The organism is Variovorax monticola (genome assembly GCF_051216855.1).
Taxonomy (GTDB): domain Bacteria; phylum Pseudomonadota; class Gammaproteobacteria; order Burkholderiales; family Burkholderiaceae_C; genus Variovorax.
In genome coordinates, this window is sequence record NZ_JBPJZP010000008.1 from 16788 (window position 1) to 32586 (window position 15799).

General features: G+C 67.8%; 9 protein-coding genes. 3 read left to right on the plus strand and 6 right to left on the minus strand.

All coding sequences use genetic code 11. From position 1 onward, the window contains the following. Nucleotides 1-151: 151 nt before the first annotated feature. Nucleotides 152-739 (minus strand): Dps family protein, encoded by a 588-nt coding sequence (locus tag ACSFA5_RS26780; RefSeq protein ID WP_435447087.1) that lies wholly within the window; start codon nt 737-739, stop codon nt 152-154. A 258-nt stretch (nt 740-997) separates the two neighbouring features. Between ACSFA5_RS26780 and ACSFA5_RS26785 the strand changes: the two genes are divergently transcribed. Beyond that, entirely contained in the window at nt 998-1291 is a 294-nt protein-coding gene (locus ACSFA5_RS26785; protein WP_435447088.1) for a hypothetical protein, read from the plus strand. Nucleotides 1292-1307: 16 nt separating this feature from the next. Here the strand turns inward: ACSFA5_RS26785 and ACSFA5_RS26790 are convergent, their stop codons facing one another. Beyond that, nucleotides 1308-9491 (minus strand): ESPR-type extended signal peptide-containing protein, encoded by an 8184-nt coding sequence (locus tag ACSFA5_RS26790; RefSeq protein WP_435447089.1) that lies wholly within the window; start codon nt 9489-9491, stop codon nt 1308-1310. Nucleotides 9492-9964: 473 nt separating this feature from the next. Then, nucleotides 9965-10648, minus strand: coding sequence for a TetR family transcriptional regulator C-terminal domain-containing protein (locus ACSFA5_RS26795; protein ID WP_435447090.1), 684 nt, complete (start codon nt 10646-10648; stop codon nt 9965-9967). 180 nt (nt 10649-10828) lie between these two features. On the opposite strand from ACSFA5_RS26795, the gene ACSFA5_RS26800 reads away from it, so the two are divergent. After that, entirely contained in the window at nt 10829-11899 is a 1071-nt protein-coding gene (locus ACSFA5_RS26800) for an asparaginase (protein WP_435447091.1), read from the plus strand. A 115-nt stretch (nt 11900-12014) separates the two neighbouring features. On the opposite strand, the gene ACSFA5_RS26805 is transcribed toward ACSFA5_RS26800, so the two are convergent. From ACSFA5_RS26805 to ACSFA5_RS26815, 3 genes are read right to left on the minus strand one after another with little or no spacing between them, the layout of a single operon-like run. Then, nucleotides 12015-12842, minus strand: coding sequence for a phosphatase PAP2 family protein (locus tag ACSFA5_RS26805; protein ID WP_435447092.1), 828 nt, complete (start codon nt 12840-12842; stop codon nt 12015-12017). 10 nt (nt 12843-12852) lie between these two features. Further along, nucleotides 12853-13674 (minus strand): metallophosphoesterase family protein, encoded by an 822-nt coding sequence (locus tag ACSFA5_RS26810; RefSeq protein ID WP_435447093.1) that lies wholly within the window; start codon nt 13672-13674, stop codon nt 12853-12855. Continuing rightward, nucleotides 13671-14642, minus strand: a complete 972-nt coding sequence (locus ACSFA5_RS26815; RefSeq protein ID WP_435447094.1) for a diacylglycerol/lipid kinase family protein — start codon at nt 14640-14642, stop codon at nt 13671-13673. Before ACSFA5_RS26815 ends, ACSFA5_RS26810 begins: the two co-directional genes overlap by 4 nt. Before the next feature lie 234 nt (nt 14643-14876). Between ACSFA5_RS26815 and glyQ the strand changes: the two genes are divergently transcribed. Further along, nucleotides 14877-15785: a glycine--tRNA ligase subunit alpha gene (glyQ, locus tag ACSFA5_RS26820; protein WP_435447095.1), complete on the plus strand. Its 909-nt coding sequence runs from the start codon at nt 14877-14879 to the stop codon at nt 15783-15785. Nucleotides 15786-15799: the final 14 nt, after the last annotated feature.

Sequence of the window (15799 nt, forward strand, 5' to 3'; positions counted from 1 at the left end):
GTGTTTGACCGCTTAATCAGAGCAAGTGGTCAGGTTATGCAAGCGACGTGCCAATTCGGGTGCACCGGCTTGGGGCGCGCAGCGGGCCGTGCGGCCCCGCGCGAAAGAACCACCACCCGGCGGGGCTGATCCCCGCCAGGCGTTCAGCGCATCAGGCGGTCACAGGCGATGCGGCAACGAGATGCTCGGTCAGGAACCACACCTGCAGCTCGTTGGTGCGCAACACGTTGCTCACAAACACGTCGTTGCTGCCCGGGTCGCCGGCTTCGTCCACCTCGTCGGCCGCCTTGCGCGCCTCGATGATGATCTGCTCGTGCGCTTCGGCCAGGCGGCGCAGCTGCACGGCAGCCGGCTCGCGACCGCGGGGGGGGCGCGGGATCTTGGTGGTTTCGGCAATGTCACCGGCCATGGCCAGCGCAATGCCGCCCAGCAGCTGAATGCGCTCGGCCAGGATGTCGACCAGCAGCACCTGCCCTTCGAAGTGCTGGTCGTACATCAGGTGCAGCTGGTTGAAGGTCGGGCCCACCACCTGCCAGTGGTGCTTCTTGTACATGTCGCGCAGGGTGATGGTGTCGGCCAGGCACTGGTTCAGCAATGCCACGCTCTGCTTGCAGACCTTTTCAGACAGGCCGTTCGGCAGCTTCACGATCTCGCCGTAGCGCTGGGTCTCGTGGCTGGGTTGCTTCAGGTCCGGCTGGACCTCGGCGCGTGCGGGCGTGGTTTTCGATTTGCTGGCCATGGGTGTGCTCCTGGAGGGGACGTTGGAAACCTCCGGTTCTAGCCCCCGTATCGCGCCCCGTACGTAGGCCGCAGGGCCGGTTGCGATGAAGCCGAACGCCTGCAGTGCGCGTCGGCAGTCTTCAACTTTCCCCCGCGCTGCCGATATGCGAGGGCAGGGTGCCGTGCTGGCGCCCCTCCATTCTGGATTGACGGATCGGGCTTTATGACGGGAAGTCGGCTTCCAACCGGGCGCCGCTTTCATGTCGCGGCGACCGCGTTGCTCCTTGCGCTGCTGACGCTCGTGCCGCTGCCGTGCGCGGCGGAGTCCGGCAACGGCAGCGAAAGCGCGAGCGCGAGCGCGAGCGCCCGGCTGCGCATCACCGTGGTCGTGCCGCCCGTGTTCCGCGTGCTGCAGGTCACGCCGACCGCCGAGGGCTACGACTACCGCGTGTGGACCAACATGAAGTCGATCGTCATCGGCGCTCGCGCCTACCGGTTCGAGCGCATCGGCGAGAACACGCTCAAGCTGCCCGCGTCGCCGGACGGGGCGTGGATCGTCTACGGGCTGTAGCCGCCGGCGCGGCGCGTTACCGCCATTTCCAGCCGATGCCTGCGTTGACGCCCCATTCCTTGCCCGTGGTCGACAGGCCCGCGCCCCACGACATCTGGCCGTCTTCCGCCAGGGCCTTGAAGGTCAGCGCCAGGGCGCTGTAGCCCTTGTAGTTGCCGAAGCCCACGCCCACGGCCTTCTCGCCGGCTGCCATCGGCGGCAGGGACGTGCCCGACATCGCCAAGGCCATGGCCGTGCCCGAGTAGGCAACGCGCGCCACGTCGCCGAGCTGTCTCTGCAACTGGTTTTTCACCTGGTTCAACTGCCCCACGTTGGCCGCATCGGTCGGCAGCACGCCCGGCGCCACGTTGCCGATGCGCGTGCCGTCCGGCGCCTGGCCGTTGCCCAGCGTCATCTGGCCGTAGTTGGTCGAGCCGTCGGGGTGGGTGTCGTACTGCGCGCTGCCGGCCTTGGCCGCGCCGGCCGCGGCTTTCAGCTGCGCCACGTTGGCGGCATCGCTGTCGGCCGAGCCCGCCGCCACGCCGGTGATCTGGCGGTACTGGCCGCTGGCCGCATCGCCCACAGACACCGCGCCCTGCGTGCTCGTGGTGGCCCGCACGCCCGCGGCCTGCTCGGCGCTTGCGCCGGCAGGCACGTGGCCGGCGACACCCGCCGCGGTCGATGCCACCGAGCCCGACCCCAGCGCCACGCCGCCCGCCTGCTGCACCACCGCGTTGAAGCCCACCGCCGTGCCGTTGACAGCCGAGGCCTTCGCGCCCGAGCCCACGGCCACCGACGCTGCTTCGATGGCCTTCGCGTTCGGCCCCACGGCGACCGCATCGGTGCCGCTCGCCACCGCATCGGGCAAGGTCGAGTTGGCGCGGAAGTACTTGATGCCACCGCCGTTGAGTGCGTTGTTGACCGTGGTCAGGTTCTCGTTCACCGAACCCAGCGCACCGCCCACGTCGTCGTGGGTCTTTCCTTGCACCGTGTAGCTCGGCGCCTTGCCCTCGTTCAGGTTCGCGCCGCCGCCCAGCGCCTTCGACACCGCCGTGTTCGCGGCGTGCAGCTGCGCGCCGTTGACCGCATCGGTCGACGTGTCGGTGAGCGCACCTTGTGCCACGTTGCCGACCTTGGTGCCGCCGGTCTTGCCGCCGTCGGTGGACTTTGTGCCGCCCATCGTCACCGCGCTCTTGTCGGCGTTGTCGTACTGCAGCGAGTTGTTCGCCGTCTTCGCCACGTCCGTCAGCTGGCCGAAGTTGACGGCATCGCCTGCGCCCGTGCCGTTGGCCACGTTGCTCACGCGTTGCGCTGCGCCGGGGGCGGCGGCCGTCGCGCCCTTGCCCACCAGCACCAGCGCGTCGGCGGTGTCGCTGCGCTGGAGCGGGCCGACCTTGCCGTTGTCGATGTTCGTGCTCAGGGTCTTCAGGTCGTTGCCCAGGTTGGTCACGTTCTGGTTGGTGGTGAACAGCTGGCCACCGTTGACCGCATCCTTCGAGCCCGCAGCCAGGTTGCCGTCGGCCACGTTGCCCAGCTTCACGGGCGCCGTGGCGGGCTTGCCGTCGGGGTTGAGCCCGCCCAGCGTCAAGCTTTCCTTGCCCGGCTTGCCGTCCTTCGCGTCGTACTGCAGGGCGTTGTCCGCCTTGGCACCCACGGCCGCCACGGCCTCGTTGACGGCGTGCAGCTGGCTGCCGTTGACCGCGTCGCTCGACGTGCTCGACACGGTGCCGGCCTTCACGTTGGTCAGTTGCTGCGCGGCGCCCGGCGCCGCCCCGCTGGCGCCCGGGGCCACCAGTGCGAGCTGGTCGTCGCGGCCGGTTCGCTGGACCGGGCCCACCGTGCCGTTGGAGACCGCTTTGCCGAGGTTGTCGAGCGCGCCCTGCACCGTCGTGGCCGTGCCGCCGCCGACCGTGATGTAGGTCGGCGGGGTGTAGACACCGCCGGCGTAGGTGCCGCCCAGCACGTTGCTCAGACCTGTGCCCAGGGTGTTCAGCTGGCCGCCGTTGACGGCGTCCTTGGAGTCCGCAGCCACTTTGCCGTCGGCTACGTTGCCCAGCTTCACGGGCGCAGTGGCGGGGGTGCCGTCGGCCTTGAGCCCGCCCAGCGTCAGGCTTTCCTTCGCTGGTTTGCCGTCCTTCGCCGGGTCGTACTGCAAGGCGTTGTCGGCCTTGGCGCCCACCTCGTTCATTTGCTCGACATTGGCCGCGTCCGTGCCGTCCGTGCCTCTGCCCACGCCGGTGAGTTTCTTGTCACCGGCATGGATGCCGTCGGTGGTGACGCTGGGGCCGGCCCTGCCGTCAGCACTGGTCGTCAGGCCGTTGGCGCCCAGTGTGGCGCTGCTGCTGCCGGGCGCGCCCGGCGTCCCCGTGCTTGCAGTCACAGACTCGAAGGTCGGCGTCTTGGATACGTCCACCTTGATTCTGTTTTCCGTGCGCGACACCGTCGTGTTGCTGCCGTTGACGAAGTCGACGACGCCGCCTGGAGCGATCTTCAGGGCATCGACGCTGTTCGCGCTCAGGTTCCAGCCCTTGTTGGCGATCTCGCTCACGGCGTTCAGTTGCCCGCCGTTGACTGCATCGTTAGAGCCTGCAGCCACTTTGCCGTCGGCGATATTGCCCAGCTTCACGGGCGCCGTGGCTGGCGTGCCGTCGGCCTTGAGTCCGCCCAGCGTCAAGCTGTCCTTGCCCGGTTTGCCGTCCTTCGCGTCGTACTGCAGCGCGTTGTCGGCCTTGGCCCCCACGGCATTCATTTGTTTGACGTTGGCCGCGTCGGTGTCGTCCGTGCCCGTACCCACGCCGGTCAGTTTCTTGCCACCGGCATCGATGCCGTCGGCGGTGACGCTGGGTCCGGCCGTGCCGTCCTTGCCGACGGTCGTCAGGCCGTTGGCGCCCAGCGTGGCGCTGCCGGGCGTGCCCGCCACCCCTGCGCCCACAGTCACGGAGTCGAAGACCGGTGTCTTGGACACGTCCACATTGATCTTGTTGCCCGTGCGGGTCACCGTCGTGTTGCTGCCGTTGATGAAGTCGACGACACCGCCGGGGGCAATGTTCAGAGGCGTCTTTTCTCCGTTGGCGCTCAGGTTCCAGCCCTTGTTGGCGATCTCGCTCACCGTGTTCAGTTGCCCGCCGTTGACCGCGTCCTTTGAGCCCGCAGCCACTTTGCCGTCGGCTACGTTGGCCAGCTTCACACCCGCCGTTACCGCCGGTGTGCCATCGGTGTTGAGGCCGCCCAGCGTCAGGCTGTCCTTGCCCGGTTTGCCGTCCTTCGGGTCGTACTGCAAGGCGTTGCCGGCCTTGGCGGCCACCTCGTTCATTTGCTCGACGTTGGCCGCGTCGTCCTTTTCTGTGCCCCTGCCGACGCCGGCAATTCTCTTGCCGCCGGCATTGATGCCGTCGGTGGTGACGCTGGGGCCGGCGATGCCGGCACTGGTCGTCGTCAGGCCGTTGGCGCCCAGCGTGGCGCTGCTGCTGCCGGGTGTGCCCGGCGTACCGGCGCTTGCCGTCACCGATTCGAAGACCGGTGTCTTGGACACGTCCACATTGATCTTGTTGCCCGTGCGGGTCACCGTCGTGTTGCTGCCGTTGATGAAGTCGACGGTGTCGCCCGGAGCAATCTTCCCGGAGGCTGCGCCGTTGGCGCTCAGGTTCCAACCCTTGTTGGCGATCTCGCTCACTGTGTTCAATTGGCCGCCGTTGACGGCGTCCTTGGAGCCCGCAGCCACTTTGCCGTCGGCTACGTTGGCCAGCTTCACACCCGCCGTTACCGCCGGTGTGCCATCGGTGTTGAGGCCGCCCAGCGTCAGGCTGTCCTTGCCCGGTTTGCCGTCCTTCGGGTCGTACTGCAAGGCGTTGTCGGCCTTGGCGCCCACCTCGTTCATTTGCTCGACGTTGGCCGCGTCGTTCTTGTCCGTGCCTCTGCCGACGCCGGCAATTTTCTTTCCACCGGCATTGATGCCGTCGGTTGCAGTGATGCTGGGTCCGGCCGTGCCGTCCTTGCCGACAGTCGTCAGGCCGTTGGCGCCCAGCGTGGCGCTGCCGGGCGTGCCCGCCACCCCTGCGCCCACAGTCACGGAGTCGAAGACCGGTGTCTTGGACACGTCCACATTGATCTTGTTGCCCGTGCGGGTCACCGTCGTGTTGCTGCCGTTGATGAAATCGACGACTCCACCCGGGGCGATCTTCAGGGCATCCGCGCTGTTGGCGCTCAGGTTCCAACCCTTGCTGGCAACCTCGTCCAACGCGCCCAGCGCACTGCCGACATTGTTGAAGCTGCCGCCTGCCACGGCGTACGTCGGCGCCTTGCCATTTGCCACATCTGCGCCGCCGCCAAGGGCGGCGCTCGCGTTGGTGTTGGTCGCATTCAGCTGGGCGCCGTTGACCGCGTCCGTCGACTTGTCGTTGAGCGCGCCCTGCGCCACGTTCGACAACTTGGTGCCACCGGTCTTGCCGCCATCCTTGGATGCCGTGCCGCCCAGCGTCGCCGCGCTCCTGTCGGTGCCGTCGTACTGCATGGAATTGCCGGCCTGAGCCTGAGCGAGCTTGACCTGGCCCACAGTGGCCGCGTCGGAGTCTTCAGTGCCCGCGCCCACGCCGCCGAGTTTCTTGCCGCCTAGCTTGATCCCCTCTGCGGTGACGCTGGGCCCGGCGTTGCCTTTTGTGTCGACGGTCGTCAGGCCGTTGGCGCCCAGCGTGATGCTGCCGGGCGTGCCCGCCGCCCCGGTGCCCGCAGTCACTGAGTCGAAGACCGGTGTCCTGGACACATCGACCTTGATCTTGCTGCCGTCGCGAGAGACCGTTGTGTTGCTGCCGTTGATGAAATCGACCAAACCGCCGGGGGCAATGTTCTGTGTCGTCGTTTCGCTGTTGACGCTCAGGTTCCAGCCCTTGTTGGCGGTTGCGCTCACGGTGTCGAGCTGCCCGCGGTTGACTGCGTCCTTGGGCGCCACGCCGTCGGCCACGTTGGCCAGCTTCACACCCGCCGTTACCGCCGGTGTGCCGTCGGGCTTGAGCCCGCCCAGCGTCAGACTTTCCTTGCCCGGGTTGCCGCCCTTCGGGTCGTACTGCAGGGCGTTGTCTGCCTTGGCGCCCACTTCATTCATTTGCTCGACGTTGGCCGCGTCGTTCTTGTCCGTCCCTCTGCCGACGCCGGCAATTTTCTTGCCGCCGGCATCGATGCCGGCAGCAGTGACGCTGGGCCCGGCCGCGCCGTCCTTGCCGACGGTCGTCAGGCCGTTGGCACCCAGCGTGGCGCTGCCGGGCGTGCCCGCCTTGCCGGTGCCCGCGGTCACCGATTCGAAGACCGGCGTCTTGGACACATCCACCGTGATCTTGTTGTCATTGCTGCGAGAGACCGTCGTGTTGCTGCCGTTGATGAAGTCGACGGTGCCGCCCGGAGCAACCTTCCCAGAAGCTGCGCCGTTGGCGCTCAGGTTCCAGCCCTTGTTGGCAACCGCGTCCAATGCGCCCAGCGCACTGCCGACATTGTTGAAGCTGCCGCCCGCCACGGCGTACGTCGGCGCCTTGCCGTTGGCCACATCGGCGCCGCCACCCAGTGCGGCGCTCGCGTTGGCGTTGGTCGCCTTCAGTTGGCCGACGTTCACCGCGTCGGTAGTGGCCGTGCCGGCCGCCACATTGACGATCTGGCGCTGGGCAGCCGCCGTGCCGACCGACACCGTATTGGCCCGGTCCGCAATGCTTCCCTGCCCCAGTGCCACGGAGCCGGCGCCGGTGCTTGTGACCGTGGCGTCGGCGCCGAGCGCCACGGCGTTGGCGGCCGCAACACCCGACGAATTGCCGATGCTGATCGAACGGTCGCCGGTCGCGTTCGATGCCTCGCCCATCGCAATGGTCGCCTTGCCATTCGCCTGCGAACTGATGCCGATGGCAATCGCAGAAAAATCACCCCCGGTCGCACCGTTGGCGCGTGCGCCGGACGCGATCGCCAATGAACCGCCCCCCACGGTGGTGGGGGCCGTGACGACGGTGGCAGTTTGAAAGGCGATCAACCTGTCCAGTTGCCCCTTGTTGAGCGCATCGGTGGCGGTGGTTCCCTCAGCCACATTGATGATCTGGCGCTGGAAACCCGTGAAGCCGACCGACACCGCAGCGCCCCGGTCGGCGACGCTCGATACGCCCAATGCCACGCTGAAGTCGCCAATCGCGTTCGATTCGCGGCCCAAGGCCACGGTGCCGACTCCTCTGGAATTGGCGCTCAAGCCGATGGCAACCGCGCCAGTATTTGACGAACGGCTTCCAAAACCGAAGGCAAGGGCGCTGTTGCCTGACGCGATGGCCCCGTCGCCCTGGGCGATGGCGAACGCGTTGCTTGCCTCCGCTCCCCTGCCAATGGCAATGCCCGAATTGGCCGTCGCAGCAACACTGGACTGCCCGCCGATGGCGATCGAGTCGAGCCCGCCGGCGGCTGCTCCCTTTGCCGAGTTGGTCCCCACAGCCGTGGAACCGAGGCCAGAGGCCACAGCCTGGCTACCCAGGGCAGTGCTGAAGTCTTGCGTGGCAGCGGCGGAAACCCCGAACACCGACGATTGCAGTCCACGCGCCACGCCGGCCGCCCCCACTGCCACTGCGCTGTTCCCTGTCACTGTGGCCCCGTCGCCTTGGGCGATGCTGAAACTCCCGCTGACCGTCGCACCCCGGCCGATGGCAATGCTCGACGCGCCGGTTGAAGCCACGCTGGCTTGCCCGCCGATGGCGATCGAGTCGACCCCGCCCGCAGCTGCTCCCGCACTCGCATTGGTACCGAGTGCCGTAGCGCCCAATGCAGAGGCCTTCGCTTGCGCGCCAATGGCGATCGAACTGCTGCTGGTGGCTTGCGCTGCCTGACCGAAGGCAATCGCAAATTCGACTGCCTTGGCCCTCGGGCCGACCGCGATCGCTGCTATGCCGGACGCCTCCGCTGTGCCAATTGCTACTGCGTTCGAGCCTGCGGCATTTGCATTGAGGCCAAGCGCGGACGAGTTCTGCTCGGTTGCCTTGGCGCCTGTGCCAATTGCCACTGCGTTCGAGCCTGCGGCATTTGCATTGACGCCAAACGCGGACGAGAACGTGCCGGTGGCGTTGGCGCTTGCGCCGATTGCCGTGGCGGCGTTCACTGCGGCATTTGCTTTGAAGCCGAACGCGGACGAGAACGTGCCGGTGGCGTTGGCACCTGCGCCGGTCGCCGTGGCGGCGTCCAGGGTGGCCTGCGCCCCGCTGCCGAGGGCGGTTGCAGAGACGCCAAAGGCCTGGCTGTTCCGCCCCAGGGCCATTGCGGATTCTTTCGACGCGTTGGCAGATTCGCCCAGGGCGATGGCGGCGATATCGCCCGCTTTGGCTCGCGCGCCGATGGCAATACCCGAAGCAGCCGTCAAAGCCACATTGGACTCGCCCCCAATGGCGATCGAGTTGATACCGCCCGCGCTTGCGCCCGCGGTTTCGTTGTTGCCCAGCGCCGTGGAGCCTGTTCCTATGGCATTGGCCAGACGGCCCAGCGCCGTCCCGAACGCACCGGAAGCATTGGCGCCAGACCCCATCGCCAGAGCGCGATCTCCGGTCGACGTACTCTGGAAGCCGATGGCAATGGAATTGAGGGTGGTCGCGTTCGCGGTATTGCCGATGGCAATGGTGTTGCTCCCCGTCACCTTCGCCCCGATTCCCATGGCAATGCTCTGACGGGCATTGCCGTCGGCGACAGCACCGTCGCCGATGGCTATCGAGAACTCGCCGAGGGATTTTGTGTTCGCTGTACCGAACGCGATGTTGTTGTTGCCGTTGGCTCTGGTTCCGGACCCCACTGCGATGGATCCGGTGCCTTGGGAGAGGGCTCTGGCACCAATCGCGGTGCCCTGGTCGCCTTCAGTGGTTGCGCCCGCGCCAACTGCGGTGGTCTCGGTGCGCACATCGGCGGACGCGCCGAATCCAACGGCGACGCCCCGAGGTCCTGCCGTCGCCCCGGGGCCGACAGCGAGACCGTCCTTGCCACCGACATTGCCGGCGCCCCCGACGGCCGTGCCCTGCCCGTGCGCACCCTCCATGACCCCGCCGGCAAGCAGCAGCGCGCTCACCACGACAACCGCCGCCGACGACTTGCTGCGCTTGCCCCGCCCGCAGGCGAGTTCAGATGCGGCGACCCACGCGCCGAGCGATTCGTTCCAGATGCTTTTGAATGACTTGTTCATGAGGTTCGGACTTCGAGCAAAAAATCGACAGGCGATGGTTGAAGGCACGTTCACGCGCCGTGAGGTCGAGCTCACGCGAGCAGATGGCGCCAGGGATAAGGAACGCAGAGAAAAAAGATGCTTCGTCGGGAAAGTGCGGTGCCCTTCGGCGTGTGCATGCGCACCGAGGTCGCCCGACCCCTCGACGGGGTGCCGTCATCGACACACACAGCAACCGGCTTGCATGGGTGTGGGTGAATCCGGCGGAACTTGCCCCTGCAATATTCCAAGGGGGCTATCTTTGTTTTTTTCGCCCGGCGGCGCATCCCTTGAAAGAGATGCATGTCCCTTTTCAGAAGAACTTCCTGCAGCCGATTCGTGAAAAACTCAACGAAATCGGCGCGTCTTGCAGCAAGCGAGCTCTAACGGGACGGAGTTCCGGAACAAGTCGACGTTTTGAGTCGAACGTCGAGTCGGGGCGTGCCAAGGCCCGTTGAAAGTCGCAGAAGACTAAAAAAGACGGGGCGCGCCCCGGCGGCAATCTATGCCTTGATGCCGCAGCCGCCCAGCACGAACGCCACGAGCTCGCGCGCGATGGGTTCGCGCTCAATGGGCGCCTCAGGCGGCAGGCCGAGCATCACGCGCGTTTGAATCGCGTAGTCGGCGTAGCTCTGGGTCATGGCCCAGATGTGCATCAGCAAGATGCGCGCGTCCAGCGGGCGCATCAGCCCGCGTGCGATCCAGCCGTTGATGATGTCCACCTTCTTCTGCGTCCAGGCCCGCGCGTTGGGCCAGTAGCGGTCCAGGTTGCGCCCGCCGTCCAGGATTTCGCGTGTGAAGATGCGCGACATCTCGGGGCTGTCGATGGCGTGGTCGAGCTTCTTGCGGATGTAGTCGCCCAGCACGGTGGCCGGGTCGCTGGCGTCCTCGAAAGAGAACACCACCTTCCACGCGTGCAGCACCTGCATCAGCAGCTCTTCGTAGAGCTCTTCCTTGCCGACGATGTAGTAGTGCAGCTGGGGCTTGGTCAGGCCCGCGCGCGCCGCGATGGCCTGGGTCGAGGTGCCCTTCAGGCCGTGCAGGCTGAACTCGGTGACCGCTGCGGTGCGTATCGCCGCCATGATGCGTTCCCGCCCGGGCCGCGCGCGCGACAGCGGGCCGTCGGGGGCGGGCATTTCCTGGGCGGCGGAGACGGGGACGGGAAGGGCGGCGGAATCGGCGTTCATGACGGGGGAGCGCAGGGGGAAGCGGCTGTGTGCGCGGCGCGTGGAGCGGACGCGCGCGGTCGATGGTAACCCTCGCGCATGGCCGCATGCCATGGCGGCATGGGCGCGCGGCGCATGCGGGCACGGTTCATGTATCTTCCTCGCCGCCTCGAAAGAATCCACTTCAACAAGGAGCTCTCCATGTACCTTTCTCCCCGTTTCAGGGCCTTCGCGGCCGGCACCACACTGCTGGCGGCCAGCGCGCTCGCGCAGGCGCAGCAGGCCTTGCCCAATGTGGTGATCCTGGCCACCGGCGGCACCATCGCCGGGGCAGGCGCCTCGGCCGTCAACAGCGCCACCTACGCGGCGGCCAAGGTCGGTGTCGAGAAGCTCATCGCCGGCCTGCCCGAGCTGGCCAAGGTCGCCAACGTGCGCGGCGAGCAGGTGTTCCAGGTGGCGTCCGAAAGCCTGACCAACGACAACCTGCTGACGCTGGCCAAGCGCGTCTCGGCGCTGTCGAAGCAGCCCGACGTGGACGGCATCGTCATCACGCACGGCACCGACACGCTGGAAGAAACCGCCTACTTCCTGACGCTCACGGTGCACACGGCCAAGCCGATCGTGGTGGTCGGCTCGATGCGCCCGGGCACGGCGCTGTCGGCCGACGGCGCGCTCAACCTGTACGACGCGGTGAACGTGGCGGGCAGCAAGGACGCCATGGGCAAGGGCGTGCTGGTGACGATGAACGACAACATCGACAGCGGGCGCGACGTGAGCAAGAACGTCAACATCAAGACCAACGCCTTCTCCAGCCAATGGGGCGCGCTGGGCATGATCGTCGAGGGCAGGAACTACTGGTTCCGCGCACCGGTCAAGCGCCACACCATGAACTCGGAGTTCGACATCGACAGCATCAACGCGCTGCCGCCGGTGGAAATTGCCATGGGCTACGAGGGCGTGTCTTCCGTGGCCATCGACGCCATTGCCAAAAGCGGTGCCAAGGCGCTGATCCACGGCGGCACGGGCAACGGCTCGGTGGCCGACCGCATCGTGCCGAACCTGCAGAAGGCGCGCGCCGACGGCGTCGTCGTCATTCGCAGCTCGCGCGTGCCCGACGGCTTCGTGATCCGCAACGCCGAGCAGCCCGACGACAAGTACGACTGGGTGGTGGCGCACGACCTGCGCCCGCAGAAGGCGCGCATCCTGGCGATGGTTGCGCTCACGAAGACCAGCGACACCAAAGAGCTGCAGCGCATCTTCTGGGAATATTGATCCCCCCCCCAGGCTTGCTCGCTTCGCGTAGCCTCCTTCCCCCTTCCGGGGGCAACACCTGCGGCCCGGCGAAGCCGGTTCCGCGGTGTTCCTCGCAAAGACCTCGCGGCGAAGCTCAGGCCAACGCGCGCCGCTGTGTGCGGTGCCGCGCGTATTCCAGGCTGCCCACGCACACCAGCAGCCAGGCCAGGCCGGTCAGCAGGCCGGCCGCCACGTCGCTCGCGAAATGCACCTGCAAGAAGATGCGGCTGCACGCGATGGTGACGATGGCCCCCGCCGCGGCCATCGCGCCGGGCACGTGCCAGCGCGGCGGCAGCGTGCGCAGCACCAGGTACAGCATCATTCCGTAGCTCACGATCGCGCCCGCGCTGTGGCCGCTGGGAAAGCTGTAGCTGGTTTCCAGCGCCAGGCCGTGGTCGTGCAGCGGCCTCGCCCGCGCAAAGATGTGCTTGAGGGCAGGGTTCAGCACCACGATGCCGCCCAGGGCCAGCATCCAGCCCAGCGCCAGGGCGCGGTGCCTGTGCCACCACAGCGTGGCGGCCACCACCAGGCACACCGGCGCGAGAAATTCCGCGTCGCCCAGGTGCGTGACCCAGCTGAACACCACCAACGCGGCCCACGGCAACTGCGCGGCGATGGTGTCGGTCAGCGCATGGTCGGCCTGGCCCAGCATGCGGCCGTCGGAAATGTTCGAGGCGATCCAGGCGAACAGGCTGGCGGCCAGAAGAATCAGCACGAAGCCCGACGCGAGCCCGAGCGCGATGCGCGGTTCGCTGGGCTCTTCGGTGTCGCGCGCATTGAAGTGGCGCCTCTGCAGCACATGGCAGACCGCGCCGGCACCGAGCACCGCGACCGCGAGGAGTGAAATGAACCAGGGCAGCGCATGGGCGCCGAGCTGCTGGGCAGCAAGAACAAGGGGGGCGAGAGGGGCTTGCGTCGACATGCGGCGCACCCTAAGGCCGCGCCGCTTCACTGGCAAGGGAAAGCCCGAATACTTCAGCGCAGCCGAAGGCCTTGTCGCTCGCCACGTAGTCCCAGCGTTCCACGCGGCAGGCGCGCTTGCCGCCTGCCATGTCCGCGCGCACCACGTTCACCGAATTGGGGTGGCCCGCCCGCACGCGCGACGAGGTGGCCGTGCCGGCCTGCACCGCCCATGCCGTGCGCGCGCAACCCGAGAACGCGTCGTGCAGCGGCCGCACGAAGGGCAGGTGGATGTGCCCGCCCAGGATCAGGTCGGCGCCCGCCGCGCTCCAGCGCGCCACGGCCCGTTCGCGCCCGTGCAGGCGGTTGCCCATGTCCTGCGTGCGCGTGACCATCACCGGCTGGTGCGTCACCACCACCCGCACCTGCGAAGGTGTGGCGGCCTCCAGCCTCTGCGCCACCCGCTCGACCTGCGCCGCCGAGACAGCCCCGTCTTCATGCCGGTACCAGCGCGTGGTGTTCACCGACACCACCAGCCACTCGGGCGATTCGAACACCGGCTCCAGCGCGTCGCCGAAGGCCTTGCGGTAGCGGGCGTAGGGCGCAAAGACGCGCGCCGCCAGCTGGTACAGCGGAATGTCGTGGTTGCCGGGAATCGCCAGCACCGGCGCGCCCAGCCGGTCGGCGAAGGCCCGCGCCGCCGCGAACTGCGCCGCGGTGGCGCGCTGGGTGATGTCGCCCGACAGCACGACCAGGCCCGGCGCCAGCGCCGTCGACAACTGCTCCAGCGCCTGCAGCACGTCGGGCCGCTCGGTGCCGAAGTGGGGGTCTGAAATCTGCAGCAGGCAGCTCATGCGCGCGCCGCTTCGAGCTCGGGCGCGGTTTCTGGCGGGCGCACCAGCCACAGCGGCTCGGGCGACACGCGAAACAGCAGGGGCATGTCGACCCAGCCGATTTCGCCGTCGGTCGCGACCTTCACGCGGCGTGAGCCCGGCGACCGGCGGGCCTTCACCGTGAGCGACTCGAACGGAAAGCTCAGCACCTGGTCGGCGTCGCCGAGCCGGCCCAGCGCGCCGTGCACCAGCAGGCCGGGCATCGACAGCAGCCCCACCGGCTTGAGCGCGATGGCCGCCAGCTGGCCCTGCTCGGGCACGTCGGCCTCGGGAATGCCGACCTGGTGAAGTTGCAACGGGTTGTTGCCGACGAACAGCGTGGGCGTGCGAATGTCGCGCTCCTTGCCGCGCCAGGCCATGCGCAGGTTCCAGTGCCGGTGGCGCCCGCGCAGCACCGTCATCAGGCCCGCGCCGAAGGCGATCCAGCGGCTGCGGCCGTAGCGCGCCTTGTAGGTTTCGCGCTCCTCCAGCAGTTCGGCGTACAGGCCCATGCTGGCGTTGACCAGGAACACCCGGTCGTTCACCAGCCCCACCTGCACCGGTCGGGGCTGCTCGGTCAGCAGGATGCGCAGCGCCTGCGCCGTGTCGCGCGGAATGCCGTGGGTGCGGCTGAAGTAGTTGAAGGTGCCCTGCGGCAGCACGCCGAAGGCGCAGCCGCTGCCCAGCGTGGCCTGCGCCACCGCGTTGATGGTGCCGTCGCCGCCCGCGGCCACCACCACGCCGCCGGCCGCGCGCGCCCGCTCGACCGCCTCGCGCGCCAGCGCCTGCACCCGGTCGGGCCCGTCGATCAAGAAGATGCGGTGCCGGCGGCCGGCCGCGGCACACCCCTCCTCGATGACCCGGCGGGCCTCGGCCGCGTCCTCGCTGCCGGAGCCGGCGTTGAGCACGATGAACAGGGGGGCGTCGGTTGCGATCTCGGGCAAGGGCATGTCTGGGAGGGCGGGGTGTGGAACGGCGGGAAGAGGCGTGAGGCAAGCGCGAAGGTGCGTCCGCGGGCGCGTCGCACGCGACGGGTTGGACGTTGTCGCACCCGCCGTGCGACTCTGCCAGCAGGCGACTTCCCGAGCCGCTGTGGGAGAGTTGCCCTCCGACCGTAAAATCGCCCGCTTTCGCGGTGCTTCGCCGCGCTACCCGTCCAATGTCCGGCCCCGCCGGCCAGCTTCATGTTGACCTTCCAGCAAATCATTCTCAAACTGCAGTCGTACTGGGCCGACAAGGGCTGCGCGCTGCTGCAACCGTACGACATGGAAGTGGGCGCGGGCACCTCGCACACCGCCACCTTCCTGCGCGCCCTCGGCCCCGAGCCCTGGAAGGCCGCCTACGTGCAGCCCAGCCGCCGCCCCAAGGACGGCCGCTACGGCGAGAACCCCAACCGCCTGCAGCACTACTACCAGTACCAGGTGGTGCTGAAGCCCGCGCCCAGCAACATCCTGGAGCTGTACCTCGGCAGCCTCGAAGCCCTGGGCTTCGACCTGAAGAAGAACGACATCCGCTTCGTGGAAGACGACTGGGAGAACCCCACGCTCGGCGCCTGGGGCCTGGGCTGGGAGGTGTGGCTCAACGGCATGGAAGTGACGCAGTTCACCTACTTCCAGCAGGTGGGCGGCATCGACTGCAAGCCGATCACCGGCGAAATCACCTACGGCCTGGAGCGGCTGGCCATGTACCTGCAGGGGGTGGACAACGTCTACAACCTGACATGGACCGACGGCCTGAGCTACGGCGACGTCTACAAGCAGAACGAGGTCGAGCAGTCGACCTACAACTTCGAGCACAGCGACGCCGAGTTCTTGTTCACCGCCTTCAACGCGCACGAAAAGCAGGCCAAACACCTCATGACCGAGCAGCTCGCGCTGCCGGCCTACGAGCAGGTGCTGAAGGCAGCGCACAGCTTCAATCTGCTGGACGCGCGCGGCGCCATCAGCGTGACCGAGCGCGCGGCCTACATCGGGCGCATTCGCAACCTGGCGCGTGCCGTGGCGCAGAGCTACTACGAGAGCCGCGAGCGCCTGGGTTTTCCGATGGCACCGCGCGAATGGGTCGCGCAGATGCCGGCCAGGAAGGCCGCCTGATTCGCCTGCCTGCC

Bases quoted from the DNA above. Each gene is read 5' to 3' on its own strand.
- ACSFA5_RS26795 (WP_435447090.1), bottom strand. From the start codon at position 10,648: ATGAACGCCGATTCCGCCGCCCTTCCCGTCCCCGTCTCCGCCGCCCAG.
- ACSFA5_RS26780 (WP_435447087.1), bottom strand. From the start codon at position 739: ATGGCCAGCAAATCGAAAACCACGCCCGCACGCGCCGAGGTCCAGCCG.
- ACSFA5_RS26800 (WP_435447091.1), top strand. From the start codon at position 10,829: ATGTACCTTTCTCCCCGTTTCAGGGCCTTCGCGGCCGGCACCACACTG.
- ACSFA5_RS26805 (WP_435447092.1), bottom strand. From the start codon at position 12,842: ATGTCGACGCAAGCCCCTCTCGCCCCCCTTGTTCTTGCTGCCCAGCAG.
- glyQ (WP_435447095.1), top strand. From the start codon at position 14,877: ATGTTGACCTTCCAGCAAATCATTCTCAAACTGCAGTCGTACTGGGCC.
- ACSFA5_RS26810 (WP_435447093.1), bottom strand. From the start codon at position 13,674: ATGAGCTGCCTGCTGCAGATTTCAGACCCCCACTTCGGCACCGAGCGG.
- ACSFA5_RS26815 (WP_435447094.1), bottom strand. From the start codon at position 14,642: ATGCCCTTGCCCGAGATCGCAACCGACGCCCCCCTGTTCATCGTGCTC.